Below are 26,956 nucleotides of genomic sequence, written 5' to 3'. Positions count from 1 at the left end.
CAGTGGAGCGCGTGATGATGAACAGTGACAGGTCTCGCAGGCGGGGAATCGGAGATGCGGACGTCACCTCGGCGGCGACCTGCTTCACGCCCGGGATCGCGATTGCGACGCCGCGCGGCGAACGCCTGATCGAAGAACTGCGCGTCGGCGACAGGGTCATCACCCGCGACAACGGTATCCAGACCATTCGCTGGGTCGGCAACAGAACCCTGACCGCTGCCGATCTGCACCGCGCGCCGCATCTGCGCCCGATCCTGATCCGGCAGGGCGCCTTGGGGGACCGGCTGCCCGAGCGTGACATGCAGGTCAGTCCCAATCACCGGCTTCTGGTCAATCGCGCGAAATCCGCGCTTCATTTCGACGCGCCCGAGGGATTGGTCGCGGCGAAACATCTGATCGGCGTCTCTGGCGTGTCCGAGGCCCCTTTGACCGGCATCACCTATATCCATCTCATCTTCGATCGCCATGAAGTGGTTTTGTCCAACGGATGCTGGACGGAAAGCTTTCAGCCCGCGGATCACAGGCTGAAAGGTATTGGAAATGCCCAGCGCGCCGAACTTTTCGAACTGTTCCCGGAACTGCAATCGCGGCAGCGAAAGAGGAGCGAGCCTTATGCCCCTATCGGACAAACGGTACAGGAAAGCTTCCCTTTGACGCGGTAAGACAAAAGTTGCAGCTGTCGCAACCGCCGCTAGGCGGTGTCGGCATGACGGAGAAGGGACAGGGGGCTGGTCCTTCTCCGAACAATACAGGCCCGAAGTCGATCAGTCTTCGGGCCTGCCGGTCTGGCACCGTTGCGCCCGCCATTGGGCCCAGGCCTCGGGTGTGTCCAGATCTGTCGTGGCATGCCGGTCGGGCAGGGCGACAGTAACCATCTGCGCAGCATGGGCCCGCAACAGGTCCCGCGCGCCCGTGTCGCCCCGGCATCGCAGCAGGTCAGGGAAAAGCGCAGCGGGAAAAATGACCGGATGTCCCTGCTGGCCGTCGCAATCCACCGCGCGCAGGATCGCATCAGGGGTATCATGCCAAGCGATCATCATCCGGCCCAGATCATCCGTGGTCAGATCAGGCAGATCGGCGGGCAGGATCATGACCGCGCTGACCCCCTCTGGCAAGGCCGCGACGCCAGCCCGGATCGACGCGCCCATGCCTTCTGACGGATCGGTGACCATCACCGGCGTGACATCCAGCCCCCCCAGACAGGTGCGGCGCGGATGATCTGGGCCGGGCAAGGTGCACAGAACCGGCCCTGTGGCGGCGGCGACAGCCCGCTCCAGCATCACCCGCAACAAGGGCTTGCCCGCGACCTGCTCCAGAAGCTTGTCTCCCCCCCGCATCCGCGAGGAGGAACCAGCAGCCAGGATCAGGACGGCGCAATCAGTCACAGTCTCAGCCCCGCATCCTCGCCCCATCCGCATCGAACAGCGGTGTGGTGATCAGGCGGGCAGGGCGCATCTGGCCCATGATCTCGATCTCGACTTCCAGCCCCGCAAATGCGCGGTCCGATGGCACGAAACCCAAGGCGATGGACTTGCCCGCATGATGCGCATATCCGCCCGAGGTGCAGAACCCCTGCACCTTGCCATCCAGCCAGATTGGCTCATAGGCCACCACATCGGCATCCAGCGCATCGACCTCAAAGGCACAAAGCTTGCGCTTCGCGCCCAGTTCCCGCTCACGTTCGGCCGCCTTGCGCCCGATGAAATCGACGTTTTTCTTGAACGAGATGAAACGGTCCAGCCCGGTTTCCGCTGCGGTGTAATCGGGCGAAAACTCATTGAGCCAACTGCCGAAGAACTTGTCCAGCCGCAAGCTCATCATCGCGCGCATGCCGAAAGGCTTCATGCCATGTTTCTGCCCTTCCTCCCACAGCACGGCCCAAAGAGCGCGCTGAACCATCGGATCGCAGTAGATCTCATAGCCCAGATCACCGGTATAGCTGACGCGCTGCACGGTGCAATCGGCCATGCCGACGGTCATGTGCCGCACATCCATGAAGGCCATGTCGCTGATGTCCGTGCGCGTGCAGGCGGCCAACACCTCGCGCGCTTTGGGGCCAGCGATCTGGAAGCCGGTCAGACGGTCGCTGATATTCTCGACCGTCACGCCCTCATCCGCGTTTTGTGCGAACCAGCGCGTGTGATAGGCCTGCGCGCCATAACTGGCGGTCAGTTGGAACCGATCCTCGGCAAGACAGGACACCGTGAAATCCCCGATCAGCCGTCCCTTGGGCGACAGCATCGGCGTCAGGCTCAGCCGTCCCGGCTGGGGAATACGCCCCGCCATGATCCGGTCCAGCCATGCGCGTGCACCCGCGCCCGTCACCAGATACTTGCCGAAATTCTGCACCTCGTTGATGCCCACGCCCTCACGCACGGCCTTGACCTCGCGCGCAGTGGCGTCGAACGCGTTGGAGCGGCGGAAACTGGGTGTCTCGAACCGTGGCTCGTCGCCCTGGGCGAAGTAGTTCACCACCTCAAGCCCGTATTGCGCGCCCCAGACCGCACCCATCTTGTCGAAGATGTCATACATCGGCGTCGTGCGGAACGGCCGCGCCGCCGGCAATTCCTCGTTCGGATAGCTGATCGAGAAGCGTTTCTGGTAATTCTCGATCACCTTGGGGCGGGTGAAGCCCGGCGTGGTCCAATTTCCGAAGCGCGCGCAATCCATGGCGAAGGTGTCGCGCTCTGTCTCTCCTTCGATCATCCATTGCGCCAGCATCAAGCCCACGCCACCACCTTGCGAGAACCCTGCCATCACGGCGCAGGCTGACCAGTAATTGCGCATCCCCGGCACGGGGCCGACCAGCGGATTGCCATCCGGCGCAAAGGTAAAGGGTCCGTGGATCACGGTCTTGACGCCCGCGCGTTCGAGAATGGGAAAGCGGCGATAGGCAAAGGCGATGCTGTCCTCGATCTTGTCGAGATTGTCGGGCAGCAGTTCGTGCCCGAACGTCCACGGCGTGCCATCGACAGCCCAGGGGCGGCAAGGCTGCTCGTAGAAGCCGATACACAGCCCGCGTCCTTCCTGCCGCAGATAGCTTTCGCCTGCGGGGTCCATCACATGCGGATGCTCGGTATCGCGCTCATAGATCTCGGGCAGGTCATCGGTGACGATATATTGATGCTCCATCGGGTGCAGCGGGAAATAGACGCCCGCCATCGCCCCCACTTCGCGCGCCCAAAGCCCGCCTGCGTTCACCACATGCTCGGCATGCACCGTGCCTTTTTCGGTGACAACATCCCATGTGCCATCGCTGCGCTGCGTGGTGGCGATCACCTTGCAATGCGTCTCGATCGTGGCGCCGCCCATCTTGGCGGCGCGCGCATAGGCATGGGTTGTGCCCGACGGGTCCAGATGCCCGTCCAAAGGATCGTAAAGCCCGCCCACGATCCCGTCCAGATTGGTGATCGGCGCGATTTTTGCAATCTCTTCCGGACTGACGATCTCGGTTTCCAGCCCCATGTAGCGGTGCTTGGCCCGTTCCGCGACCAGCATGTCGAACCGCTCGCGGTTATCCGCCAGCGTGATGCCACCCACGTGATGCAAGCCACAGGACATGCCCGTGATCGCTTCAAGCTCTTTATAGAGACGGATCGTATAACCCTGAAGCGCGGCCATGTTGGTGTCGCCGTTCAGCGTGTGAAACCCGCCCGCCGCGTGCCATGTGCTGCCGCTTGTCAGTTCCGAGCGTTCGATCAACATCACGTCGGACCAGCCCAGCTTGGTCAGGTGATACAACACCGAACAGCCGACAACGCCGCCGCCGATCACGGCTACTCTGGTAGTGGTCTTCATGAAAGCATCCCTCGCTGGTATTCCGCCAGAGTTTGCCGGGATGGTCAAAAGGGCAAGCAGGATCACGACATTCTTTGTCGCAAAACCTACGTCACCTGCGGCGGCATCACAAAGGGCGGATCTTCAGCTTGGTGATGCGGTTCGCCTTGCGCCCGGTGACCTCGAAACGGAAGCCATGGAAACTGAACACCTGACCCACGCTCGGGATCATCTGCGCCTCATAGATCACCAGACCGGCCACTGTATTGGCTTCGTCATCGGGCAGGTTCCAGTCCATCGCCCGGTTCAGGTCGCGGATCGTCATCGCACCGTCCACGGTGAAATGACCGTCCTTCAGGCGCTGCACGGCATGTTCGGCGGCGGTGTCGAACTCGTCGGTGATCTCTCCCACGATCTCCTCAAGGATATCCTCCAGCGTGATCAACCCTTCCAGGCTGCCATATTCATCTACCACCAGCGCGAAATGCGTGCGCCGCCGCAGGAACTGGCGCATCTGATCGTCCAGCGTGGTGGTGTCGGGAATGAAATAGGGCGGTCGCACCACGTCAAGGATCTTGAAATCCTTGAGGCCGGTAGGCGAGGGCGAGGGGCCGAACATCATCTTGTGCATCGCGCGCAGCAGATCCTTGGCATGGACCACACCGACGATGTTGTCGTGATCGCCCTGATAGACCGGCAGACGCGTATGCGGACTGTCCAGCAACTGGCGCAGCAGGTCCTCGGGATCGGTCTCGGCATCCAGCATCTGGATCTGACTGCGGTGAAGCATGATCTCCTCGACCGTGCGCTCGCCCAGATCCAGCGCGCCAAGGATCCGGTCACGATCCTCTTTCTGGACCACGCCTTCGGATTGGCCCAGCGTCAACGCGCCCGCGATTTCGTCGCGCACGGCAAGGATATGGCTGTCCGGATCGGTCTTGACGCCGAACAGGCGCAATACGCCCCGCACCAGCAGGCGCACGGCACTGACGACCGGCGCGAAAACCTTGACCACGATCTGGATCGGACCCGAGACCATGGCCGCGGCGCTTTCCGCATTGGTGATCGCATAGGTCTTGGGCAGCACCTCGGCAAAGATCAGGACCGTGGCAGTCATGACCAGCGTGGCCACCGCCACGCCGCTTTCGCCAAACAGGCGCGTCAGCAGCGCGGTGGCCAGCGATGTCGCAAGGATATTGACCAGATTGTTGCCCAGCAGGACCGAACCGATAAGCCGTTCGTTATCCTCGGTGATCTTGAGCGCCCGTTCCGCCCCTTTGGATCCCTTGTCCGCCTGGGCGCGCAACTTCCCCCGCGATGCGGCGGTCAGTGCCGTCTCACTCCCCGAAAAGAAGGCGGACATCACCAGAAGCAGACCGATCCCGCCGGCCGTCACCCAAAACGCCGCATCCAAAACCGAGGTATCCATTCGCAAACGTCCTTCAAAAACTCATCGCGTTATGCGGGGACAGGGGCTGTCAATCAAGAGGCTCGCTGCCGAAACCGCGCGTTCAGTCCCGCGCCAGTGGGTGATGGTCCATCACCAGAGCGGTCAATCGCTCGTCCAGCACATGGGTGTAGATTTCGGTGGTCGCCACATCGGCATGGCCCAGAAGTGTCTGGATCGCGCGCAGGTCGGCGCCATTGGCCAGAAGATGGGTGGCAAAGGCATGGCGCAGCGTATGCGGTGTCACCTTGGCCGGTGAAATGCCCGCCTGAACGGCGATGTCCTTGATCAGCAGATAGAACCGGTGCCGCGTCAGATGGCCCAGTCGCCCGCTTGATGGAAACAGGAACTTCGACGCAGGCTTGCCCTTGGCGCGCAACGCGTCCTGCCCGCTGTCGCGCAGGTCCAACCAAAGGCTCATCGCGGCGCGTGCGGGCGGCGACAGCGGCACCATGCGCTCTTTGCCGCCCTTGCCCATGATCAACAGCATGCGAGGATCGCCCCGCGCCGCCGACACCGGCAACGAGACCAATTCGCTGACCCGCATCCCGGTGGCATAAAGCAATTCCATCAGACAGGTATTGCGGACCCGATCCTCCCGGTTGCGGCCCAATGCGCGGGCGGCCTGCAACAGGCGGTCAACCTCGTTGACGCTCAGAACCTTGGGCAACCGTTGATCCCGCCCCGGTCCGCTGATCTGGATGGCCGGATTGTCCGTCCGCCAGCCTTCCTCGAAAGCAAAGCGGTAAAGCTGCTTTATCGCCGACAGACGCCGCGCGCGGGTGGATTTCGCCAGCCCTTGCGCATCGCAATGGATCAGATAGGCCTCGACATCGTCGCGCGTGGCGCGGGGGAAATCGCGTCGCCCCTCCAGCCAGTCGGCAAAATCCTTGAGATCGCGGCCATAGGCCAGCAACGTATTGGTTGCCGCCCCCAATTCTGCCGCCTGTGCCTCCAGAAAGGCCGATATCCAGCGCGCGCTTTCGGTCATCCTGATACCCTCATCCCCTGTGGTCCATCAGGATCAGTTGCAACGCCGCACCGCGCGCCGTGTCCTCCAGCCCCACAGCGCGCAGGGTCGCAATTCCGTCGGCCAGCCCGCCGGTATCGCCTTGTGCGGCCCGCTGGATCATCTGGATCGTCCGCAGGATCGCCTCGCCCAGACGCCGCTCGGATAACAGGGCAGCCATTTCCGCCGGAGCACCGCCAGCGGTGAACCCCTGCAAGATCGCGGCCTGCACCGGATCCGCGGCGGCCATCCGGTCGACCTGACCCTGTGCCAGCGCCGTGACAAAAGCCATGTCGGGATGGGCATCCCCTTCCGCCTGTGCCGCAGCTTCGTAATCCGGGCCCAAGAGCGCAATTCCATAGGCCAGATCCCCGGCCTGTCCGTTCAACGCAAGGCGCAGCAGTGCGGGACTGTAAAGACTGGCAAAGGCCACTCCCAGATCGGCGGTCTGCATGGCGGACCAGACGCGTGGCAGGCTTGCCGCAACCGCCTCGGGATCGCCCGATCGGATCGCTTCGTCAAACCGCTGCACGGCGGCGACCCGGTCCCAAACCCCGCCCGACGCGGCAGGCTTGCGTTCGGAATAGATGCCCAGCAGGCGATTGGCCGCCAAAGCCCCGGAACTGGCCAGACGCTCTGCCGCCTCGATCTGGGCGCGCCATCCGGCGGTATCGCGCAGATCGGCCACGGCGAAGGCGCGCGGCAGCGGCGCTGTGGGCAAGGGCTCTCCCAGCGCCTCATACAGGCGGAATACAAGTGGACTGGGCCGCACAGGTGCGCGGGGCAGAGGCAAGTCCTCGAACAATTCGGGATCCATGAACCGTGCCAGCAGATCGCCTTCCGTTTCCGGCATGGCCTCCAGCGCGCGGGCCGTGTCCAGCGTCAGCATCGCATCCGCCCAGTTTCCCCGGCGCGCCGTGCAGAACACCTGCGCGCCATAGGATGGCGACAGATGCGGCGCGCGCATCAGGGCGGCACAGGCCGTATCCTCGGCCCCCGTCAGAAGCGTCGCATCGAACCATCGCCCGAATAGCGCCGGTGTCTCGGGACCCGCCCGTTCCAGCAGCGCCTGCGCCGGTTCCACCGCGCCCAAGCGCATCAGCGCGTCGATCCGTGCTTGCAGCAAGCGACTGTCACGTCCCGCGTCCAGCGGCGCATCCGCCTCGGCCAGCAACAGCGTATAGAGCAAGGCCTGCATCGCGGGCAAACCCATCCGCGCGGGCTGGTCGATCAGAGTCACCAGATCCAGCGTGCGGCTGCCCTGCCACAGGCTCAGCGGCAACCCTGTGACCGAGGCGGGCAGCAGCCCGACGGCATCCAGCCCGGCACTGTCCAGCGGCGTCACGGTCACATCCGGCGTGACCACCGTATTGCTGACCGGCGGCTCTGCCAGCGGCAAGGGGCCGGCCAGCGGCGCGCCGGGGGTCAGCAGGCGGGGATCGGGCGGCAATCTGTCATCGCTCAGCCAGTCAATGGCGGAGAGGGGCTGTGCCACGGGCTGCGTGATGATCTCCTGTTGCGCGGCGGGGGTCTGTGCGACATCCCCCTGTCCGAGGGAGAGGGCGGGCCAAAGCACGGCGGACAAGAACGCGCTCAGCGCGGCGGGGGACCAGACACCGATTGGTGCCGCTCTATTCGGCATCCAGCGTGACCTTTTGGCGGATCTCCTGCTGGGGGCGGGAAAAATCCTCGCCCAGATGGGGGCCGACATAGGCATAGACGACAATACCAAAAGCTCCCAAAATAACGAGATAGAACAAATATTTCAGAATGCGTCCCATGATGTCCTGCCTGTCCGCCTGCCTGCGCGGTCCTGTTTTGACCAAGTTATAACTGGCATTTTGCGCAATATCACGTCATTCAATCGTGATTGGGTGAAAAACGGCACAACTTGGCCGAAACAGGCGTGTGATGGGCGGCAAACTGAAGAAGACCGTGGTCCTTGTGGGGATGATGGGGGCAGGAAAAACGGCTGTGGGCAAGGCTTTGGCAGCCCGTCTGAAAGTGCCGTTCCTCGATTCGGACGCCGAAATCGAACGCGCCGCGGCCCGCACCATCCCCGAGATATTCGCCCGCGACGGCGAGCCATTCTTCCGCCTCAAGGAATCCCAGGTGATCGAACGCCTGCTGGACAGCCGCTGCGGGATTCTCTCGACGGGTGGCGGGGCCTATATGGCCGAACGCAACCGCGAGGCCATTTCGTCGCGTGGCGTGGCGGTCTGGCTGGATGCGGATCTTCCGCTTTTGTGGCAACGCGTGCGGCACAAGGACAGCCGTCCACTCTTGCGCACGCCCGATCCTTTGGGCACCCTGCGCGGACTGTACGAGGCGCGGGTGCCCGTCTATGCGCTGGCCGACCTGCGGGTCAAGGTTTTGCCGCGCTACTCGATCGAAGAGACAGCCGAGCAGGTGATCCAGGCGCTGCTGACGCGTCCCGATGTTCTGGAAGGTGAATGATGTCCGAAATCGTCCATGTGCCGCTGGGAGACCGCGCCTATGATGTACATATCGGCCCCGATCTGCTGACGCAGTCGGGCAGGCTGATCGCCCCTTTGCTGCGCCGCCCCCGCGTGGCCGTCATCACTGACGACAATGTGGCCGCGCTGCATCTCGAAACCCTGCGCGCCGGCCTCGCCGCCTCTGGTATCGCGATGGTCGCGTTGAGCCTGCCTCCGGGCGAGGGCACGAAAAGCTGGCCGCATCTGACCCGATGCGTCGAGTGGCTGCTGGAACAGAAGATCGAGCGCAAGGATCTGGTCATCGCTTTCGGCGGTGGTGTGATCGGGGATCTGGTGGGCTTTGCGGCGGCCATCCTGCGCCGTGGTGTGCGGTTCGTGCAATTGCCCACCAGCCTTCTGGCACAGGTCGACAGTTCCGTCGGGGGCAAGACCGGAATCAACTCGACCCATGGCAAGAACCTGATCGGCGCTTTCCACCAACCCAGCCTCGTGCTGGCGGATACCGCCGTTTTGGGAACGCTCACGGAACGTGATTTTCTGGCGGGCTACGGCGAAGTGGTGAAATACGGGTTATTGGGAGATTATGAATTTTACCAATGGCTTGAAGAAAACGCTTCACGCGCTGCGACAGGCGACATGCAGGTGCGGATCCATGCCGTGACCCGGTCGGTCCAGATGAAGGCCGAGATCGTCGCCAGGGATGAAACCGAAGAGGGCGACCGCGCCCTTCTGAACCTTGGCCACACCTTCTGCCATGCGCTCGAAGCTGCCACCGGCTATTCCGACAGGTTGCTGCACGGCGAAGGCGTCGCCATCGGCTGCGCGCTGGCCTTTGACCTGTCGGCCCGCCTCGGCCTGTGCCCACAGGAAGATCCCAGCCGTCTGCGCGCCCATCTGCGTGACATGAAGATGAAGGCCGATCTCTCTGACATAGAAGGAGATTTGCCGGATGCGGACGCGCTGATCGCGCTCATGGCGCAGGACAAGAAGGTCTCGGATGGCAAGCTGACCTTCATCCTTGCGCGCGGGATCGGGCAGGCCTTCATTACCCGCGACGTGCCGCGCGAGGTGCTCCACAAACTGCTGAGCGACGCTCTGGCCAGCCGCCGCTGAGCCGCTTCTTCTTGCGGCAAATATCCTCGGGGGGTGTCCCGCAGGGACAAAGGGGGCAGACAGCCCCCCTCGCCACGCTTCAGCCCACGATCCGCACCAAGGCATGGCGCTTTTTGCCTGCGCTCAGCTTGATCGTGCCAGCCAGACGGTCTGCATCCAGCAACAGGCCCGCATCGGTCACATCGGCATCGTCCAGCTTGGCGCCACCCTCGGCGATCAGGCGTTTCGCCTCTTTGCCTGATGCCGCCAAACCGCTGCGTACAATCAGTTGCACGATGGAAATCCCGTCGCCCACTTCCGCCGCCGTCACCTCGAGCGTGGGCAGGTCATCGCCCATACCGCCCTTTTCAAAGACCTCACGCGCCGTGGCCTCGGCTGCTGCGGCCGCTTCGGCACCGTGCAGCAGGCTGGTCACCTCATTGGCAAGGATGATCTTGGCGGCATTGATCTCTGCCCCCTGCAGCGCGCCCAACCGCTCGCATTCCGCGACCGGCAGATCGGTATAAAGCTTCAGAAAGCGCCCCGTGTCCGCATCGGTCGTATTCCGCCAGAACTGCCAGAAGTTATAGGGCGAGAGCATATCCGCATTCAGCCAGATCGCGCCCCCCGCCGATTTGCCCATCTTGCGCCCGTCGCTGGTGGTGAGCAACGGGGTGGTCAGGCCAAACACCTGTGTGTCAATCACCCGCCGTGTCAGGTCAATGCCGTTGACGATATTGCCCCATTGATCCGATCCGCCCATCTGCAAGCGCACGCCGTAACGGCGGTTCAGCTCCATGAAATCATAGGCTTGCAGGATCATGTAGTTGAATTCAAGGAACGACAGCGACTTGTCCGGATCATTCAGCCGCGACTTCACGCTGTCAAAGCTCAGCATCCGGTTGATCGAGAAATGTCGCCCGATGTCGCGCAGGAACTCAAGGTAATTCAACCCGTCCAGCCATTCGGCATTGTTCAGCATGATCGCGTCGGTGACGCCCTCGCCATAGGCAAGATAGCGCCCGAACACCTGTCCCATGCCTGCGATATTGTCGTCGATCTGTGCCGCGCTCAGCATCGGTCGTTCGTCCGAACGGAAGCTGGGATCACCCACCTTGGTCGTGCCGCCGCCCATCAGGGTCACGGGTTTGTGCCCCGTCTTCTGCAACCAGCGCAGCAGCATGATGTTCAGCAGATGCCCTACATGCAGCGATTTCGCCGTGGCGTCATAACCGATATAGGCCGGAACCACCCCCGCGATCAGCGCATCGTCCAGACCCTGAAGGTCGGTGCAATCGGCCAGAAATCCACGCTCCATGATGATGCGCAGGAATTCCGATTTCGGGCGGTAGGTCATCTCTCTTGTCCCTTGGTGGTTTGCGCGGCATGTATAGAGTGCAAAGCGGGGCATGCAAACCGCAATTCGGGGGCCGGGACAGGCCAGCAGAGCAGGGGTTTGACGGGATGAAAGAGGCAAGGGTGATCCGCGCTCTGGGCGCGATGTCGGGCACCTCGCTGGACGGGGTCGATGCCGCCGTTGTGGAAACGGATGGTATCGCGATCCGCGCCTTCGGCCCTACCGCCTATCGCGCCTATACGGATGCCGAGCAGGACGTGCTGCGCGCCGCCCTTGGAAAATGGCCCGGCGATCCGGGCTTGGAGGAGGCGCAGACACTGGTCGAAGATGCGCATCACGCGGTCTTGTCGCAATTCGACGATGTCGAACTGGTGGGTTTTCATGGCCAGACTCTGGCCCATGATCCGGGGGGACGTGGCTCGCATCAACTGGGCGATGGTGCAGCCCTGGCGGAACGGCTGGGCAGGCCCGTGGTCTGGGATTTCCGCTCGGCCGATGTGCGACTTGGCGGGCAGGGCGCGCCGCTGGCGCCATTCTTCCACTTTGCCTGCGCCAAATGGATCGGAGCCACCGAACCGCTGGCCTTTCTGAACCTTGGCGGCGTGGGCAATCTGACATGGATCGACCCGTCGCGTGCAAAGCCCGAGGAAGAGGGCGCGTTGCTGGCTTTCGACACCGGGCCTGCTAATGCGCCGATCAACGACCTTGTGCACAGGCGGCTTGGCCTGTCCTATGACAAGGGGGGGCAGTTGGCGGCCAAAGGCACGGTCGCCGATGGCGCGCTGGAGCTGTTTCTGGACGAGCCCTATTTCCTCAAGATGCCGCCCAAGTCGCTGGACCGAGACGCCTTTGCCGACATGCTGGACCTGGTGCGCGAACTGGACGATGCCGATGCGGCCGCCACGATGACCGCCATGGCCGCCGCCGCCGTGATGCGCGGGATGGAACATTGCCCTGCACCGCCCCAGCGCCTGCTTGTCACAGGTGGCGGACGGCACAACCCTGTCATGATGCAGATGCTGCGCGCAGGTCTGGACTGTTCCGTGGATCCGGTCGAATCCGTCGGACTGGACGGTGACATGCTCGAGGCGCAGGCCTTCGCCTATCTGGCCGTGCGCGTCGCACGCGGTCTGCCCACCTCCGGCCCTGCGACGACTGGTGTGCGCGCGGCGGTCGGTGGTGGCATCCTCAGCGGCGTACTTCAGGGCATACGTTAGCGCTAACATTTTTTTGCCGCTTGCGGTTTGCGGCCATTGTGCCCGTGCCCAAGCGTGATAAAGTCCCGCGCGACACGCAACGGGCGCAACCTCCTGCGAACCGCGCGCAACCTGTTGAACCACAAGGGCTGTTCTGATGGCATCACGGGTCATTCCGGTCGATCCTTTCGATCTGGTCATCTTCGGCGGCACCGGCGATCTGGCGCGGCGCAAGATCCTGCCGGCGCTGTTCCGGCGCTATTGCGCGGGGCAGATGCAACCGGGCACCCGGCTGATCGGGGCCGCGCGCGCCGACATGTCGGACGCGGCCTATCGTGACTTCGTGGCCGCCGCCCTTGATGAGTTCGACACTCCCCATACCCATAGCCCTGCGCAACGCAGCGCCTTTCTCGACGATCTGCATTACGTCACACTGGACGCGATGGGCGATGAAGGCTGGGACCGTCTCGCCGGCCTGATGTCGCGCGACCGGATCAAGGCCTATTACTTTTCTGTCGGACCGGCGCTTTTCGGCCCCTTGGCAGAGCGTCTGCACCGTCACGGCATGGCGGATGCGGGGGCAAGGATCGTGGTTGAAAAACCCTTTGGCCGCGATCTTGAAACGGCTCGCGATCTGAACCGTACGCTGGCGCAGCATTTCGACGAAACACAGATCTACCGGATCGACCATTATCTGGGCAAGGAAACCGTCCAGAACCTGATGGCGATCCGCTTCGGCAACATGCTGTTCGAACCATTGTGGAACAGCCAGTATGTCGATCATATTCAGATCACCGTGGCCGAGACCGTGGGCGTCGGCGGGCGTGGCGATTACTACGATCGCGCGGGGGCCATGCGCGACATGGTCCAGAACCATCTGATGCAGCTTTTGTGCCTGATCGCGATGGAACCCCCCGCCAAGTTCGATCCCGCCGCCGTGCGGGACGAAAAGCTCAAGGTTATCCGCGCCCTAGATCCCGTAGCCCCCGCGCAGATCGTGCGTGGCCAATACCGCGCCGATGGCGACAAGCCGGGGTATCGCGATCATGTGGACAACCAAGCCTCAACCACCGAAAGCTTCGTCGCCCTCAAGGCGCATATCAGCAATTGGCGATGGGCGGGCACGCCCTTCTATCTGCGCACTGGCAAACGCCTGCGTGCGCGCACCTCGGAAATCGCGGTCGTGTTCAAGGAAGCGCCGCATTCCATCTTCGGGGCCGAGGCGGGGCGGCACCGCAATATCCTGACCATCCGGCTGCAACCCAATGAAGGCATCGACCTTGATGTGACGATCAAGGAACCGGGGCCGGGGGGGATGCGTTTGATTGATGTGCCACTGGACATGACGTTCACCGAGGCGCTGGGACCGGACGCCGAGGATGTGCCCGATGCTTACGAGCGGCTGATCATGGATGTGATCCGAGGCAATCAGACCCTTTTCATGCGCGGCGACGAGGTCGAGGCCGCCTGGGCCTGGACCGACCCGATCATTGCGGCATGGGACGCGGGCGGGACCGAGCCCATACTGTATGATTCAGGCAGCGCCGGCCCCGAAGAGGCGCTGGCCCTGATGCACCGTGACGGTCGCCGCTGGAGGGAGATCCGGACATGAATATGCACGAATATGCCGATGCCGAGATGCTGGCCATCAATCTGGCCAATGTGCTGGCGGGCAAGCTGACCGCCGCCCTGATGCACGAGGATCGCGCCACGCTGGTCGTGCCGGGCGGCACGACGCCGGGGCCGATCTTCGATGCGCTTTGCGATGCCGATCTGGACTGGTCCCGCGTCGATGTCATGCTCAGCGATGAACGCTGGGTGCCGCAGGATGACCCTCGGTCCAACGCCGGGCTGGTGCGCGCGCGGCTGTTGACGGGACGGGCTGGGGCGGCGACCTTTCATCCCTTCTATGCGGGAGGGGACGACCCGGAAGATAGCCTGTCCGAGGTCGAAACCCGGATCGAGCCCCTTCTGCCGGTGTCGGTTGCCCTTCTGGGCATGGGGACCGACATGCACACGGCCAGCCTCTTTCCCCGTGGCGACAACCTGCGCCTCGCACTTGACCCGGCTGCGCCGATCCTGGTGTCGATGCGCGCCGCAGGTCTGGCCTGCACGCGCGTCAGCCTGAGCGCACGCGTGATCTGCGATGCCATGAGCCTGCATCTTGTCATCACCGGCGATGAAAAACGCACCGCGCTTGAACGCGCGCTGACCCTGCCGCCGGAAGAGGCGCCAGTGGCCGCGATCCTGAATGAGGCAGAGGTGCATTGGGCCGCATGACGATGGATGACTGCTGGAGCCGCCTTGCGGCCATGACACCCCCACGGATCCTGTCCCTTTTTGCGGCGGATCCGGACCGCGCAGCCCGGTTTTCCGCCCAGGTTGACGGGCTGCTGTTCGACTACTCCAAGACCGGGATCGACGACGATATCCGGGCTGGCTTGCTGGATCTCGCGCGCGCGGCGGATGTCGAGACATGGCGCGACGCGATGTTCTCCGGTGCGAAGATCAACGAAACCGAGGGCCGCGCCGTTCTGCACACGGCCCTGCGTGCGCCGGATGATGCAGTCATCCGCGTCGATGGACAGGACGTGTTGCCCGGTATCCGCGCGACCCGCGCAAGGATGGAGGCATTTGCCGACTCCATCCGTGCAGGCCGCATCACGGGGCAGGGCGGTCGCATCTCCGATGTGGTCAATATCGGGATAGGCGGGTCCGACCTTGGCCCCGCTATGGCCACGCTGGCGCTGGCCCCTTATCACGACGGCCCGCGCTGTCATTTCGTGTCGAACGTGGACGGGGCGCATATCGCGGATACGCTCAAGGGTCTGGACCCGGCACGGACGCTGGTCATCGTGGCCTCCAAGACCTTCACCACGATCGAGACGATGACAAACGCTGCCACGGCGCGCGAATGGATGGCGGCCAGCGTTGCAGAACCCGGCGCGCAGTTCGTGGCCCTGTCCACAGCGGCAGACAAGGCCGCCGCCTTCGGCATCGGCTCCGACCGCGTCTTCGGTTTCGAAGATTGGGTGGGCGGACGTTATTCCGTGTGGGGGCCGATTGGGCTGTCGCTGATGCTTGCTGTCGGGCCTGAGCATTTTCGCCAGATGCTTGGCGGGGCGGCAGCGATGGATGCGCATTTCCGCAAAGCGCCGCTTGACGCGAATCTGCCCGTCCTTCTGGCGTTGACCGGCATCTGGCACCGTCAGGTGCAGGGCCATGCCACGCGGGCCGTGCTGCCCTATGATCAGCGCCTGTCGCGCCTTCCGGCCTATCTCCAGCAACTCGAGATGGAGAGCAATGGCAAGCGCGTTTCCATGGATGGCAGCGACCTGTCCCGTCCCTCGGGACCTGTCGTCTGGGGCGAGCCGGGCACCAATGGACAACACGCCTTTTACCAGCTGATCCATCAGGGCACCGATGTCATCCCCTGTGAATTCCTGATCGCCGCCCAAGGGCATGAGCCTGATCTGGCGCACCAGCACCGCCTGCTGATCGCCAATTGCCTTGCCCAGTCCGAGGCCTTGATGACAGGGCGGTCGCTGGATGAAGCTCGCGCCATCATGACGGCCAAGGGGTTGACCGGGGCCGAATTGGAGCGACAGGCGCGGCACCGGGTCTTTCCGGGCAACAGGCCCTCGGTCACGCTGGCCTATGACAGGCTGACACCCCGCCGTCTGGGGCAGATCGTGGCGCTGTATGAACACCGTGTCTTTGTCGAAGGCGTGATCCTTGGGATCAACAGTTTCGATCAATGGGGGGTGGAACTGGGCAAGGAACTGGCCACGGCGCTGCAACCACTGCTGGAGGGGGGCGATACGGCCACCAAGGACGGCTCGACCCGCGCACTGATCGGTTTCCTGACCGGTCGATAGGCCAAGATCCAATCGGTCGCGTATTCTCAGCCCGTCAATGTGATGGCCCAGGCGCAGGCCATCATCACGCCCAGCAGCGCAAGGACCAGCCCTTCCTGCAACCTTATACCCCGACGCGGCCCCGGTTTGTGATCGCCTGTGGCCGGGCGCGTGGGCGGTGTTTCCAGATCGGAACGGGGGCGCATCGCACTCTTCCTCGGAATGGAACGGAAATCGTGATTGAACGGGGACGGTTCTTGCTGCCACAAGACTCCGCCCCCGCCTGAGGCCACCCGGTCCTTGCCTTCATGACATCAGGATCAGGCGACCTGTCCTGTCGTCACTTGGGCACAAGCACCGTGTTGACCACATGGATCACGCCATTGGACTGGACCACATCCGAGATCGTGACCCGCGCCGCGCTGCCGCTTTCGTCGTAGATGTAAAGATTGCGCCCACGCACCTGAGCCGATAGCGCATCGCCGGATACGGCATTGAAATGATAAAATCCGTCCGCGCTGGCCCGCGCCCGCGCCGCGATCTGGGCCGTGGACATGTTGCCAGCCACCACATGGGCGGTCAGCACCTTCTGCAACATGGCCTTGTTCTCGGGCTTGAGCAGGGTCTCGACCGTGCCCGCAGGCAGGGCGGCGAAGGCATCATTGACCGGCGCGAAAACGGTGAAAGGGCCGGGGCCTTGCAGCGTCTCGACCAGTTCGGCGGCCTGCACTGCGGCGACCAGCGTGGTGTGGTCAGCGGAATTGACGGCATTCTCGACGATGTTGCGGGTCTCGAACATATCCGCGCCACCGACCTGCGGATTGGCGGCCATGGCGGCCGAGGCGGTGGTCAGGCTTGTGGCCAGTAGCAGGGCCTTGATCGTGCTGTTCATCGGTCTCTCTCCCATTTGAGCTGCGCCCCATTCAGGTGGGGCATGTGTCAGTCACGGCGGGGAGGGAAAATTAGTTTCACGCAGCATGCATTTTTTCAGATGCGCCGTCCGGCCGCGCGGTCGCATGCCTTCGGCGAGGATACTTGCAGCAAGAAGAAACGGGATGTGAAAAAGCGGCCCACAGTCGGGGCCGCTTTGGAGGCTGGCATCGCTTCGCGCTTAGCGCAGGATTGAGCGGCCTGCATAAATGGCGGTATCGGCCAGCGATTCCTCGATCCGGATCAACTGGTTGTATTTCGCCAACCGGTCGGAACGGGCCAGCGAGCCGGTCTTGATCTGTCCGCAATTCGTGGCCACGGCCAGATCGGCGATGGTGGCATCCTCGGTCTCGCCCGAACGATGCGACATCACATTGGTCATGCGGGCGCGATGCGCCATATCCACCGCGCGCAGGGTTTCGGTCAGGGTGCCGATCTGGTTCACCTTGACCAGCATCGCATTGCCGCAGCCGCGATCAATGCCCATCTGAAGGCGGGCGGGGTTGGTCACGAACAGGTCATCCCCCACCAGTTGCACCTTCGCGCCCAGACGTTCGGTCAGCGCGCGCCAGCCATCCCAATCATCCTCGGCACAGCCATCCTCGATCGAGATGATCGGGTAATCGGCGCACAGGGCGGCCAGATAATCGACGTTCTGGTCGCTGCTCAGGGTCTTGCCCTCGCCCGACAGGACGTATTTGCCATCCTTGAAATACTCGGTCGCGGCGCAGTCAAGCGCCAGATGGATATCCTCGCCGGGTGTATAGCCCGCCTTTTCGATGGATTTCAGGATGAAATCCAACGCCTCGCGCGTGCTGGACAGGTTGGGGGCAAATCCGCCCTCATCGCCGACGCCGGTGGCCAGACCCGCTGCGGACAGCTCTTTCTTCAGCGTGTGGAAAACTTCGGCACCCATGCGCACCGCTTCGCGGATCGAAGTGGCGGCAACCGGCATGATCATGAATTCCTGAATGTCGATCGGATTGTCGGCATGCTCGCCCCCGTTGATGATGTTCATCATCGGCACGGGCAGTACGCGGGCGGATGTGCCGCCGATGTAACGATACAGCGGCTGGGTGGTGAAATCCGCCGCCGCCTTGGCCACGGCAAGGCTGACACCAAGGATCGCATTCGCCCCCAGACGCGCCTTGTTGGGCGTGCCGTCCAACTCGATCATGCTCAGGTCGATGGCCACCTGCTCTGTGGCGTCCATGCCAAGAAGCGTCTCGGCGATCTCGCCATTGACGGCGGCGCAGGCTTCCAGCACGCCCTTGCCCATGTAGCGGGTCTTGTCGCCATCCCGCCGCTCGACCGCCTCATGCGCGCCTGTGGATGCACCCGATGGCACAGCCGCGCGCCCCATCGTGCCATCTTCCAGGATCACATCGACCTCAACCGTGGGGTTGCCCCGGCTGTCGAGGATTTCGCGGGCGTGGATGTCGATGATCGTGCTCATGGTCAGTTCCTTGGGCTATGGCGATGCGTTGGGGGGCTTTTAGAGGGCGCGGCGGCCAAGGAAAAGGGGCCAGCGCACAGGATTGCGCTAACCCCGCAAGGTTTTCGCCTTTGCCGTCAACAATCTTGCCGCAAGGGCCGGATTCATCGGCTTGCGCGCCGCATGGCGGCTTGGATCAGTGCCGGGGCCCGCGCTGCAGTCGCGCTTCACGCCAAAAGGTATAGATCCCCGAGGCCACGATCAGCGCAGATCCCGCAAGCGTCATCGCGTCCGGACGCTCGCCGAAGAACAGGACGCCGAACCCCAAGGCAAAGACCAGTCGCGAATAGCGGAACGGCGTGATCACCGCCACATCCCCCATCCGCATCGCCGCCACGATCGCGTAATAGGCCAGAACGCCAAAGCCCAGAGCCGCCGCCATCAGCGCGCCTTCCAGAGGTGTCAGCATCCGCAGACCTTGCCCGGTGAAGGTCAGCATCCCCAGACCGGCCGGCACCAGCGTGGCGAAGGCATAGGTAGACAACTGCATCGACGAGATCGCGCGGGGCACGGCACGTGTCGCCAGATCGCGCACCGCCAGTCCGAACACACCCAGAAGCGCCAGAAGCGACAACGGCTCGAACGCCGCAAGGCCCGGCCGGATGATCAGCAGAACCCCTGCAAACCCCACAAGGATCGCGCTCCAGCGACGCCAACCGACCTGCTCGCCCAGAAACAGCGCTGCTCCCAGCGTGACCACCAGCGGCGTGGCCTGCAGAATGGCCGAGGCCGACGACAGCGGCGTCAGCACGATGGCGCTGACAAATCCGATGGTGCCGATCAACTCTCCTGTATTCCGGATCAGCACCGAGCGCGCCAGCAGATCGCGCGAAAACAGCGCATCGCCGCGCAACAGCGCAAGGGTGGCAAAGACCACAGCCCCGCCCGCGCCCAGCATGATCAACACCATCCCCAGCGGCACCGTTGCCGAAAGCATCTTGATGAACATGTCCTCGATGGCGAAGCCAAGCATGGCTGCGGTCATCAGAAGCGCGCCGCGCAGGTTTTCCATCATGTCCGGCCTGTGATCGGGAAGGCCGCGCGCGCAGGCGCGGCAGGGGTCAGCACCCGGATTAGTCCTGCGGCGTGGAAGGTGCAAGGGGCGGTGGTTCCGCGCGCCTCTCGCCCGGGTCCGGGCGCAGACCGTAAGGGGCGACCAGACGCCAGACATGGGCGGGCACCATGTTCTTGAGCCGCGCCGGATGGGCCCGGCGCAGGTGCAGGACAGTCTCGATCGCCTTCATCTCGACCCGCGTGCGGGCGAATTCGACGCCGCGCGGGCCGATGCGCGGCTGCAGGAAGGACACGATGGGGCGAAGCCAGTCGGGCATACGGCGCAGCGGCATGCCGCCTGCGGCGCGGGCGGTATTCTCCATGAACCCTTTGACAGCCCCCGCGCGCTTGCCCTTGTCGGTCAGGGGCAGGATGGTCAGGCGATCACCCAAAGCGGACAGCATCTCGTCGCCGCGTGCGTTGCGACTGATGATCCATTGATCGCCATCCCCGCCCATATAGCCCACGGTGATATCGGCCAGACGGTTGGTGTAGTCGACGCAGGTCTTGCAGGTCATCGGAAAGAAGTCATCGGGCAACTGAGAGATCGGCAATTGCAGGAAAGGGATCATCCGCGCCTTGCGACCATCGTCAAAGCGCAGCTCCACATGGTAGTCCGCACGGAACTCCAGATAGCTGATGGTTTCGGGCCTGGCGTCCAGAAGCTTCAGAAAGCTGTGGAAATTCTCGGTCGTGGTATTGTCCGAGCAGGGGGTGCCTATGACATACAGCCGTTCGAACCCCAGTTCGGCTTCCAGCGCGCGCAGGGCATAGACCTGACAGGGAATACCGATGATCGCCAGCCGCAGATGCCCCGCCGCACGGGCCGGTTCCAGCAAGGCCAGCAGGGGCGCATAGCCCATCCGCATGCCGCGACATTGCGCCAGCGCCTCGGGTTCGGTCACGATGACGGGCATGGGTTTCCAGCGGTCGTCCGGGTCGGGGGCCATGGTCAGCACCGCATCCACTGTGCCATCGCGCAGCAATTCCGCCGCCAGCGCCGTGGTGATGCCCGTCCATTGCGCGCCCTGCGCGGGCGGGTCCAGCCGCGCGCGCATCATACGGGAGGTCACGCCGAAGAACCCTTCCTCGCCGCGCGTGGGGTCCGTCTCGCGCCCGTGCGCCGCACGTTCAAGGCCGGGATAGTCGGGTTGAATGAACTGACAGGCCCGCCCGCAGGCGCGCCCGTCCCCCATGCGCGACACACCGCAATCGGTGCAAAGGCCGGGGCGGGCCGCCCCCGTCAGAACGGGGGCCTCAAGGCCAGAGGAAAAGGGCGCGTCACGGGTCATGCCTCAGACCTAGCGCAGGTTTTCGGTGCCGTCAGGTCTTTTCCGCACGCGGCTTCAACGGCACGCCATAAAGCTCGAGTTTGTGGCCTTTCAGCGTATAACCCAGCCGCCGCGCGATCTTTTCCTGAAGCGCCTCGATCTCGGGGTCGCAGAACTCGATCACTTCTCCGGTCTGCATGTCGATCAGATGGTCGTGATGCTCGCGCGCGCCATCCTCATAGCGGGCACGGCCATCCCCGAACTCCAGCTTGTCCAGAATCCCCGCCTCCTCGAACAGTTTGACGGTGCGGTAGATCGTGGCAATCGAAATGCGCGGATCAATGGCCGAGGCGCGGGCATAAAGCTCCTCGACGTCGGGATGGTCGTCCGAGCCTTCCAGAACTGTCGCGATGGTCCGACGCTGGTCGGTCATGCGCAGCCCCTTGGCCTCGCAGCGGGAAATGATCGTGTCAGCCATGGGCCTGTTCCGCGTGAATTCCAATCCGTCCGGGTTTAGCGGCAGCCGCGCCGCAGTTCCACCCCGTTTCGCCGCGACTCCGACCCAAGGGTTGACTTCCGGCCTGTGAAAGCGCATGTGCATCCCAAGCGATGCCCTCTGCCGCGTGAGCAGAAGAAGCAAGACCCATGCGCCACCCTGACGGGACAGGCGCGAAGGGCGGAACAGGGCAGCGGTTGTTTTTCCCAAGATCACGCGTGGGGATCAGCGCTCTGGCGGCTGATCGGACATGTCGTCCGTCGGTCATGACCAGTGTGCAACCACGGGTGTCCCCTGACGGGACATCAACCATCGGCATAGCGGCGCGTCCGCATGCCTGTGAAGGAAATGACGTTGAACGAATTTGAAATGATGGGCCTTCCGGCCATTCTGGTGAAACGCCTGGCCGAGACCGGGATCACCGAACCCACCCCGATCCAGAGCCGGGCCATCCCGCATGCGCTGGACGGCAAGGATGTGATGGGTCTGGCCCAGACCGGCACCGGCAAGACGGCGGCCTTTGGCCTGCCTCTGGTGGCGCAACTGATGGCCGATCCCAAACGCCCGATGGAAAAACATGTCCACGGGCTGATCCTCGCGCCGACCCGTGAACTGGCCAAACAGATCGCGGACACTCTGGCCGGTTTCGTCAAGGGAACGCCGATGAAGGTGAACCTTGTCGTGGGCGGGCAGTCGATCTCGGCGCAGGCCGGGCGTCTGATCCGGGGCACGGATATCCTCGTGGCTACACCGGGCCGTCTGCTGGACCTGCTGGACCGCCGCGCCGTGCGTCTGGACTCGACCCGCTTTCTGGTGCTGGACGAGGCCGATCAGATGCTGGATCTGGGCTTCATCCACGCCCTGCGCAAGATCGCGGGCCTGCTACCCAAGCAGCGCCAGACGATGCTGTTCTCGGCCACGATGAACAAGCAGATGAGCGAAATCGCCAGTGCTTATCTCGAAAACCCGATGCGGGTCGAGGTCAGCCCCGCTGGCAAGGTGGCCGACAAGGTCACGCAGCTGGTCCATTTCATCGCCAAGGCGGAAAAGACCAACCTGCTGATCGAGCTGCTGGACAAGCACCGCGACGAACTGGCGCTGGTTTTCGGTCGCACCAAGCATGGCTGCGAAAAGCTGATGAAGACGCTGGAAAAGGCGGGCTTCGCGGCTGGCTCCATCCACGGCAACAAAAGCCAGGGTCAGCGCGACCGCGCGATCGAGGCGTTCAAGGCGGGCAAGATCCGCGTGCTGGTGGCCACCGATGTGGCAGCGCGTGGTCTGGACATCCCGGACGTGAAACATGTGTACAACTACGAACTGCCCAATGTGCCTGAAAACTATGTCCACCGGATCGGCCGGACCGCGCGGGCGGGCAAGGATGGCGCGGCCATCGCCTTCTGCGCACCGGATGAGATGAGCGAACTGCGTGACATCCAGAAAGTGATGAAGATCTCGATCCCCATCGCGTCGGGACGTCCGTGGGAAGCCCTCGATGCGCCTGACGCGCCGAAATCCGGCGGCGGTCGCGGTCGCGGCGGCAACAAGGGCGGTGGTCCGCGTGGCGGTGGCGCACGCGCCAGCGAAGGCGGTGCAAAGCCCGGCACCACCCAACAGCGCCGGCGGCGTCGGTCGGGCGGTGGCAAGAGCGGTTCTGCCGCCAGCCAAGCGGCCTAAGACAAACGACAAAGGCACCCTTCGGGGTGCCTTTCTTCTTTTGGTCGCATCACGGATGCAGGATCAACGCGTCGCGGCGATATCCGCCCAGACCGGCAAATGATCCGAGGCGACGCGCGCCGGATTGCCCAGATAGGCCCCTTGCTCCAGCGCGGTCAGATCATCAGACAGCGCGAAACGATCCAGCCGGGCCACGGGACGAGCAGCCGGAAAACTGGGGCTTCCGGGCAAGAAGCGCAGGCCCTGCGCCATCGTGTCCAGCGGCATGACCGATCCCCATTCGTTGAAATCCCCGGCCATAACCGTTGGCAGATGCGGCAATTCCCTCAGGCAGCGCATGATCGCTGCGACCTGCAACAACCGATACCGCCGGATCAGCCCCAGATGCAGCCCGATCACCCTGACAGGACCGATGCGCGTGTCCAGATCGACCCGGATCGCCCCGCGTGGCTCCAGTCCCGGCAGGTCCAGATGTGCGGTCGCCAGAATCCGGACCTCGGGCCGGATCAGCATGGCATTGCCATGCCATCCAAGTGACCCGCCGGGTCGGTGCCCGCCTGTGCCCACCGGCACGATCTGCCAGCCGTCATCCTCGATCATGCCATGGGGCAGGGCGGCTGGACGCGGGGGCAGGCGTTTGTCCGCCTCCTGCAGCACGACCACATCCGCCCCAAGCCCCTCGATCACCTTGAGGCTGCGGTCAGGGCGGCGGCGCAGGTCAAGGCCTACACATTTTTGCAGGTTATAGCTTGCAATTCTCAGACGGGATGCGGACATGGAAGGCATATAGTCATGAATTGACGGGAGCGTAACAGGGTGTTTGGCGATCAGACATGGCTGGCCAAGATCATCTGGCTTTTGCTGGCGCTGTTCATGCTCGATGCACTGGTGCAGCGCAACTGGCCGCTGGCCTTCGTGTCATTGGCAACCCTGCTGTTGTCGCTCACGCCGGTCTTCGCCGCCCGCTGGGCCGAGATCATGGTGCCGCCCTCCTTCATCGCCGCCATCGTTGTCTTTATCGGCGGCACTCTCTTTCTGGGCGAGGTCTATGATTTCTACAATCGGTTCTGGTGGTGGGATCTGATCATGCATGGCGGCAGCGCGATCGGCTTCGGCCTGATCGGCTTTGTGCTGGTTTTCATGATGTTTCAGGGCGACCGCTATGCCGCGCCCCCCATCGCGGTGGCGTTCTTCGCCTTCTGCTTTGCGCTGGCCATCGGCGCCATGTGGGAGATCTTCGAATTCGGCATGGATCAGATCTTTGGTCTGAACATGCAGAAATCCGGCCTGATGGACACGATGTGGGACCTGATCATGGACTTCATCGGCGCGCTGATCGGGGCAGGGACCGGATATGCCTATCTCAAGGGTCGAGCCAAGGGCGGGCTGATGGGCCTGATCGACGATTTCGTGCGACGCAACCCGCGCTTTTTCCGCCGTCACCGAAACCGCCGCTGATCGCCCATTGCCGACTTGACGATCCCCGCGAATTCCCCTCCACTCGCGCCATGGAACGCAAGGACAGGATAGACGCCATCGGGGCGGTGGCGCTGATCGGTTTCGCGGCGGCCATGGCCTTCAATCAGGTGGTGATCAAGCTGGGCAATGGCGGGTTTCAACCCGTCTTCATGGCGGCACTGCGCTCGGCCGGGGCGCTGCTGGTGCTGCTGCTCTGGATGCGGCTGCGCGGCGTGCGCTTCGATTTTGCGCGCGACACGCTTTGGCCGGGCTTCCTGCTGGGGGCTTTGTTTGCCGCTGAATTTCTTTGCCTTTTCTGGGCGCTGGACCACACCACTGTCGCGCGGGCCTCGATCCTGCTCTACTCGATGCCGGTGCTCCTGTCGGTCTCTGCCCATTTCCTGCTGCCGGGCGAGCGGTTGACGCAACGGCGCATCATCGGCCTTGTGATGGCCATGACCGGGGTGGCCATCGTTCTGGGCCAGCGTAGCAGCGGCGAGGCGTCATGGCAGGGCGATCTGGCCGCCCTCGGCGCGGCATTCGGCTGGACAGGTATCGCCTTGGTGGTGCGCCTGACGCCTGTGCAGCGCGTCGTGCCCGAGATGCAGCTGTTCTGGCAACTTTCGGTCAGTGCCGTATTGCTGATGATCGCTGCCCCGCTTTTCGGCCCCTTTCTGCGCGATCTGGATATCTCGCATATTCTGGGTCTGACCTATCAGATCGTGGCCGTCGCCAGCTTTGGCTTTCTGTTCTGGTTCTTCCTGCTCAAGCGCTATCCGGCCTCGGGTGTGGCCAGTTTCTCTTTCCTCACCCCGGTTCTGGCCGTGGGTCTCGGCTGGCTGATCCTGTCGGAAGAGATCGGCCCCGGCGTCCTGATCGGATTGGTGCTGGTTGCGGCGGGAATCGTGCTGATCAACCGCCGCCCGCGCATCCCGGCCTGAGACGCCTCAGGTTCCGCAGAAAGTCTGCGCCACCACCTCGTGGCTGAGGGGCGGACGCGTCAGATCCTCGGCGCCCGGCTGGTCGGTGAACGGATCGGACAGTACGCGAAGCAGACGTTCGAACGGCGCCATATCGCCCGCAACGGCAGCCTTGATCATCTCCTCGACACGGTGATTACGCGGGATATAGGCAGGGTTCGCGGACAGCATCCGTGCCTCGACCCCCGATTCCCCGTGCAACCTGTCCTGCCATCGCGCATGCCAGACATCATAGGCGGCGCGGTCCGTGAACTGATCGCGGGCATTGCCATGGGCCAACGCGCGGAATGTGTTGGTGAAATCGGCCTGACCCGCCTGCATCAGTGCCAACAGATCAGCGATCAGCGCCGCATCCGCAGGATCGTCCCCCGTCAGCCCCAGCTTGGGCCGGAACGCCGTCAGCCGGTCGGCCTCGATCTGCGCGGGCATGGCGTTGATGGCGGCGGTGAACGCGGCAATTGCCGCGTCCGTGTCGGGCATCAGCGGCACCAAGGCAGTCGCCAGTTGCGCCATGTTCCACACGATCACATTGGCCTGATTGTCATAGGCATAGCGCCCATGCGCATCGATGGAGCTGTAGACCGTTACCGGGTGATAGCTGTCCATATAGGCCGCAGGGCCATAGTCGATGGTTTCTCCCGACAGGCTCGTGTTGTCGGTGTTCATCACCCCGTGAATGAAGCCGATGGACAGCCATCTGGCCACCAGCTTGGCCTGCGCGGCAATCACAGCCTTCAGCATTTGGGCCGGGCTGTCGGCCTCGGGATAATGCCTGGTGCGGGTATGCTCATACAGCGCCTGCAACGCATCAATATCGCGGCGCGCGGCGAAATACTGGAAGGTGCCGACGCGGATATGGCTTGCGGCCACCCGGGTCAGCACCGCACCTGGCAAGGCGGCCTCGCGATAGACCCTCTCGCCGGTCAGCACGGCGGCCAGCGCGCGGGTCGTGGGCACGCCCAAGGCATGCATCGCCTCGGACAGAAGATATTCCCGCAATACCGGGCCCAACCACGCGCGCCCGTCACCCATCCGGCTATAGGGTGTCTGGCCCGATCCCTTGAGCTGAATATCCCGGCGCTGGCCGTGGATATTCACCACCTCGCCCAGCAGCAACGCGCGGCCATCCCCCAACTGGGGAGAGAAGCCGCCGAACTGATGCCCGGCATAGACCTGCGCCAGAGGAGCCGCCCCATCGGGCACGGCATTGCCCGCGAACACGGACGCCATCTCGTCCGGATCGCCGGGCGTGATCCCAAGATCTGCGGCAAGCGCGTGATTGAAGACCAGAAGGCGCGGGGCGGTGACAGGTTGCGCCACCTGCCGCGTATAGAAGCGCGGCGGCAAGGCGGCATAGCTGTTGTCAAAGGGGATATGCAGGGTCATGGGTCACATATAGGGGCAG

The 26,956-nt window shown here is 63.6% G+C and carries 25 protein-coding genes; 10 read left to right on the top strand and 15 right to left on the bottom strand.

Translation table 11 applies throughout. The features are described 5' to 3' along the window. Positions 1-14 precede the first annotated feature (14 nt). Complete coding sequence (locus PVW27_RS02020; protein ID WP_274554869.1) at positions 15-662, top strand: Hint domain-containing protein; 648 nt, start codon at positions 15-17, stop codon at positions 660-662. Positions 663-764: 102 nt separating this feature from the next. On the opposite strand, the gene PVW27_RS02015 is transcribed toward PVW27_RS02020, so the two are convergent. The 6 genes from PVW27_RS02015 to PVW27_RS01990 all read right to left on the bottom strand — a co-directional run bounded on the left by PVW27_RS02015 (position 765) and on the right by PVW27_RS01990 (position 8,014). Next, positions 765-1,385, bottom strand: coding sequence for a nucleotidyltransferase family protein (locus tag PVW27_RS02015; RefSeq protein WP_274554868.1), 621 nt, complete (start codon positions 1,383-1,385; stop codon positions 765-767). 4 nt (positions 1,386-1,389) lie between these two features. Beyond that, entirely contained in the window at positions 1,390-3,798 is a 2,409-nt protein-coding gene (locus PVW27_RS02010) for a GcvT family protein (protein WP_274554867.1), read from the bottom strand. Between the two features lie 106 nt (positions 3,799-3,904). After that, positions 3,905-5,206 carry an HlyC/CorC family transporter gene (locus tag PVW27_RS02005; RefSeq protein WP_274554866.1) on the bottom strand — a complete coding sequence of 434 codons (1,302 nt, stop codon included), beginning with the start codon at positions 5,204-5,206 and terminating at the stop codon, positions 3,905-3,907. Positions 5,207-5,288: 82 nt separating this feature from the next. After that, positions 5,289-6,215 carry a site-specific tyrosine recombinase XerD gene (locus PVW27_RS02000; RefSeq protein WP_274554865.1) on the bottom strand — a complete coding sequence of 309 codons (927 nt, stop codon included), beginning with the start codon at positions 6,213-6,215 and terminating at the stop codon, positions 5,289-5,291. 10 nt (positions 6,216-6,225) lie between these two features. Further along, the gene (locus PVW27_RS01995) at positions 6,226-7,875 is read right to left on the bottom strand and encodes a hypothetical protein (RefSeq protein WP_274554864.1); all 1,650 of its coding nucleotides are present in this window, start codon (positions 7,873-7,875) and stop codon (positions 6,226-6,228) included. Next, the gene (locus PVW27_RS01990; protein ID WP_274554863.1) at positions 7,865-8,014 is read right to left on the bottom strand and encodes a hypothetical protein; all 150 of its coding nucleotides are present in this window, start codon (positions 8,012-8,014) and stop codon (positions 7,865-7,867) included. The genes PVW27_RS01995 and PVW27_RS01990 overlap by 11 nt, the downstream gene beginning before the upstream one ends. Positions 8,015-8,144: 130 nt before the next feature. On the opposite strand from PVW27_RS01990, the gene PVW27_RS01985 reads away from it, so the two are divergent. Both PVW27_RS01985 and aroB read left to right on the top strand, forming a co-directional pair. Continuing rightward, on the top strand, positions 8,145-8,690 hold the full coding sequence (locus PVW27_RS01985) for a shikimate kinase (protein ID WP_274554862.1): 546 nt from the start codon (positions 8,145-8,147) through the stop codon (positions 8,688-8,690). Beyond that, the gene (aroB, locus tag PVW27_RS01980) at positions 8,690-9,805 is read left to right on the top strand and encodes a 3-dehydroquinate synthase (protein ID WP_274554861.1); all 1,116 of its coding nucleotides are present in this window, start codon (positions 8,690-8,692) and stop codon (positions 9,803-9,805) included. The genes PVW27_RS01985 and aroB overlap by 1 nt, the downstream gene beginning before the upstream one ends. 79 nt (positions 9,806-9,884) lie before the next feature. On the opposite strand, the gene tyrS is transcribed toward aroB, so the two are convergent. Further along, positions 9,885-11,141: a tyrosine--tRNA ligase gene (tyrS, locus tag PVW27_RS01975; protein ID WP_274554860.1), complete on the bottom strand. Its 1,257-nt coding sequence runs from the start codon at positions 11,139-11,141 to the stop codon at positions 9,885-9,887. A gap of 107 nt (positions 11,142-11,248) precedes the next feature. Between tyrS and PVW27_RS01970 the strand changes: the two genes are divergently transcribed. The 4 genes from PVW27_RS01970 (at position 11,249) to pgi (ending at position 16,215) form a co-directional block, all read left to right on the top strand. Further along, a complete protein-coding gene (locus tag PVW27_RS01970; protein WP_274554859.1) occupies positions 11,249-12,358 on the top strand; it encodes an anhydro-N-acetylmuramic acid kinase in 1,110 nt (369 codons plus the stop codon). A gap of 136 nt (positions 12,359-12,494) precedes the next feature. Beyond that, complete coding sequence (gene zwf, locus PVW27_RS01965; RefSeq protein ID WP_274554858.1) at positions 12,495-13,949, top strand: glucose-6-phosphate dehydrogenase; 1,455 nt, start codon at positions 12,495-12,497, stop codon at positions 13,947-13,949. Beyond that, on the top strand, positions 13,946-14,617 hold the full coding sequence (gene pgl, locus PVW27_RS01960) for a 6-phosphogluconolactonase (protein ID WP_274554857.1): 672 nt from the start codon (positions 13,946-13,948) through the stop codon (positions 14,615-14,617). The genes zwf and pgl overlap by 4 nt, the downstream gene beginning before the upstream one ends. Further along, positions 14,614-16,215 carry a glucose-6-phosphate isomerase gene (gene pgi, locus PVW27_RS01955; protein ID WP_432762047.1) on the top strand — a complete coding sequence of 534 codons (1,602 nt, stop codon included), beginning with the start codon at positions 14,614-14,616 and terminating at the stop codon, positions 16,213-16,215. Before pgl ends, pgi begins: the two co-directional genes overlap by 4 nt. A gap of 26 nt (positions 16,216-16,241) precedes the next feature. On the opposite strand, the gene PVW27_RS01950 is transcribed toward pgi, so the two are convergent. The 6 genes from PVW27_RS01950 to PVW27_RS01925 form a co-directional block, all read right to left on the bottom strand. After that, positions 16,242-16,400 carry a hypothetical protein gene (locus tag PVW27_RS01950; RefSeq protein ID WP_274554856.1) on the bottom strand — a complete coding sequence of 53 codons (159 nt, stop codon included), beginning with the start codon at positions 16,398-16,400 and terminating at the stop codon, positions 16,242-16,244. A gap of 134 nt (positions 16,401-16,534) precedes the next feature. Then, on the bottom strand, positions 16,535-17,086 hold the full coding sequence (locus PVW27_RS01945; RefSeq protein ID WP_274554855.1) for a fasciclin domain-containing protein: 552 nt from the start codon (positions 17,084-17,086) through the stop codon (positions 16,535-16,537). Between the two features lie 219 nt (positions 17,087-17,305). After that, positions 17,306-18,580, bottom strand: coding sequence for a phosphopyruvate hydratase (gene eno, locus PVW27_RS01940; RefSeq protein WP_274554854.1), 1,275 nt, complete (start codon positions 18,578-18,580; stop codon positions 17,306-17,308). 175 nt (positions 18,581-18,755) lie between these two features. Then, entirely contained in the window at positions 18,756-19,631 is an 876-nt protein-coding gene (locus PVW27_RS01935) for a DMT family transporter (protein WP_274555078.1), read from the bottom strand. A gap of 61 nt (positions 19,632-19,692) precedes the next feature. Then, the gene (locus PVW27_RS01930; RefSeq protein WP_274554853.1) at positions 19,693-20,964 is read right to left on the bottom strand and encodes a Coenzyme F420 hydrogenase/dehydrogenase, beta subunit C-terminal domain; all 1,272 of its coding nucleotides are present in this window, start codon (positions 20,962-20,964) and stop codon (positions 19,693-19,695) included. A 31-nt stretch (positions 20,965-20,995) separates the two neighbouring features. After that, the gene (locus PVW27_RS01925; protein ID WP_274554852.1) at positions 20,996-21,421 is read right to left on the bottom strand and encodes a Fur family transcriptional regulator; all 426 of its coding nucleotides are present in this window, start codon (positions 21,419-21,421) and stop codon (positions 20,996-20,998) included. A gap of 372 nt (positions 21,422-21,793) precedes the next feature. Between PVW27_RS01925 and PVW27_RS01920 the strand changes: the two genes are divergently transcribed. Then, positions 21,794-23,113: a DEAD/DEAH box helicase gene (locus PVW27_RS01920; protein ID WP_274554851.1), complete on the top strand. Its 1,320-nt coding sequence runs from the start codon at positions 21,794-21,796 to the stop codon at positions 23,111-23,113. Positions 23,114-23,176: 63 nt separating this feature from the next. On the opposite strand, the gene PVW27_RS01915 is transcribed toward PVW27_RS01920, so the two are convergent. Next, positions 23,177-23,890, bottom strand: coding sequence for an endonuclease/exonuclease/phosphatase family protein (locus tag PVW27_RS01915; protein WP_274554850.1), 714 nt, complete (start codon positions 23,888-23,890; stop codon positions 23,177-23,179). A gap of 39 nt (positions 23,891-23,929) precedes the next feature. Between PVW27_RS01915 and PVW27_RS01910 the strand changes: the two genes are divergently transcribed. After that, positions 23,930-24,571, top strand: coding sequence for a hypothetical protein (locus tag PVW27_RS01910; protein ID WP_274554849.1), 642 nt, complete (start codon positions 23,930-23,932; stop codon positions 24,569-24,571). A 50-nt stretch (positions 24,572-24,621) separates the two neighbouring features. Further along, entirely contained in the window at positions 24,622-25,512 is an 891-nt protein-coding gene (locus PVW27_RS01905; protein ID WP_274554848.1) for a DMT family transporter, read from the top strand. Between the two features lie 6 nt (positions 25,513-25,518). Here the strand turns inward: PVW27_RS01905 and PVW27_RS01900 are convergent, their stop codons facing one another. After that, entirely contained in the window at positions 25,519-26,937 is a 1,419-nt protein-coding gene (locus PVW27_RS01900; protein WP_274554847.1) for a protein adenylyltransferase SelO, read from the bottom strand. Positions 26,938-26,956 lie beyond the last annotated feature (19 nt).

The organism is Seohaeicola sp. 4SK31 (assembly GCF_028802875.1).
GTDB lineage: Bacteria > Pseudomonadota > Alphaproteobacteria > Rhodobacterales > Rhodobacteraceae > Seohaeicola.
This window is presented reverse-complemented; position numbering and strand designations above follow the sequence as displayed.

Bases quoted from the DNA above. Each gene is read 5' to 3' on its own strand.
- PVW27_RS01995 (WP_274554864.1), bottom strand. From the start codon at position 7,875: ATGCCGAATAGAGCGGCACCAATCGGTGTCTGGTCCCCCGCCGCGCTG.
- PVW27_RS01905 (WP_274554848.1), top strand. From the start codon at position 24,622: ATGGAACGCAAGGACAGGATAGACGCCATCGGGGCGGTGGCGCTGATC.
- PVW27_RS01930 (WP_274554853.1), bottom strand. From the start codon at position 20,964: ATGACCCGTGACGCGCCCTTTTCCTCTGGCCTTGAGGCCCCCGTTCTG.
- PVW27_RS02010 (WP_274554867.1), bottom strand. From the start codon at position 3,798: ATGAAGACCACTACCAGAGTAGCCGTGATCGGCGGCGGCGTTGTCGGC.
- PVW27_RS01900 (WP_274554847.1), bottom strand. From the start codon at position 26,937: ATGACCCTGCATATCCCCTTTGACAACAGCTATGCCGCCTTGCCGCCG.
- PVW27_RS02000 (WP_274554865.1), bottom strand. From the start codon at position 6,215: ATGACCGAAAGCGCGCGCTGGATATCGGCCTTTCTGGAGGCACAGGCG.
- aroB (WP_274554861.1), top strand. From the start codon at position 8,690: ATGTCCGAAATCGTCCATGTGCCGCTGGGAGACCGCGCCTATGATGTA.
- PVW27_RS01985 (WP_274554862.1), top strand. From the start codon at position 8,145: ATGGGCGGCAAACTGAAGAAGACCGTGGTCCTTGTGGGGATGATGGGG.
- pgl (WP_274554857.1), top strand. From the start codon at position 13,946: ATGAATATGCACGAATATGCCGATGCCGAGATGCTGGCCATCAATCTG.
- PVW27_RS01950 (WP_274554856.1), bottom strand. From the start codon at position 16,400: ATGCGCCCCCGTTCCGATCTGGAAACACCGCCCACGCGCCCGGCCACA.
- zwf (WP_274554858.1), top strand. From the start codon at position 12,495: ATGGCATCACGGGTCATTCCGGTCGATCCTTTCGATCTGGTCATCTTC.
- PVW27_RS01935 (WP_274555078.1), bottom strand. From the start codon at position 19,631: ATGGAAAACCTGCGCGGCGCGCTTCTGATGACCGCAGCCATGCTTGGC.
- PVW27_RS02005 (WP_274554866.1), bottom strand. From the start codon at position 5,206: ATGGATACCTCGGTTTTGGATGCGGCGTTTTGGGTGACGGCCGGCGGG.
- PVW27_RS01915 (WP_274554850.1), bottom strand. From the start codon at position 23,890: ATGTCCGCATCCCGTCTGAGAATTGCAAGCTATAACCTGCAAAAATGT.
- PVW27_RS02020 (WP_274554869.1), top strand. From the start codon at position 15: ATGATGAACAGTGACAGGTCTCGCAGGCGGGGAATCGGAGATGCGGAC.
- pgi (WP_432762047.1), top strand. From the start codon at position 14,614: ATGACGATGGATGACTGCTGGAGCCGCCTTGCGGCCATGACACCCCCA.
- eno (WP_274554854.1), bottom strand. From the start codon at position 18,580: ATGAGCACGATCATCGACATCCACGCCCGCGAAATCCTCGACAGCCGG.
- PVW27_RS01970 (WP_274554859.1), top strand. From the start codon at position 11,249: ATGAAAGAGGCAAGGGTGATCCGCGCTCTGGGCGCGATGTCGGGCACC.
- PVW27_RS01945 (WP_274554855.1), bottom strand. From the start codon at position 17,086: ATGAACAGCACGATCAAGGCCCTGCTACTGGCCACAAGCCTGACCACC.
- tyrS (WP_274554860.1), bottom strand. From the start codon at position 11,141: ATGACCTACCGCCCGAAATCGGAATTCCTGCGCATCATCATGGAGCGT.
- PVW27_RS01990 (WP_274554863.1), bottom strand. From the start codon at position 8,014: ATGGGACGCATTCTGAAATATTTGTTCTATCTCGTTATTTTGGGAGCT.
- PVW27_RS01925 (WP_274554852.1), bottom strand. From the start codon at position 21,421: ATGGCTGACACGATCATTTCCCGCTGCGAGGCCAAGGGGCTGCGCATG.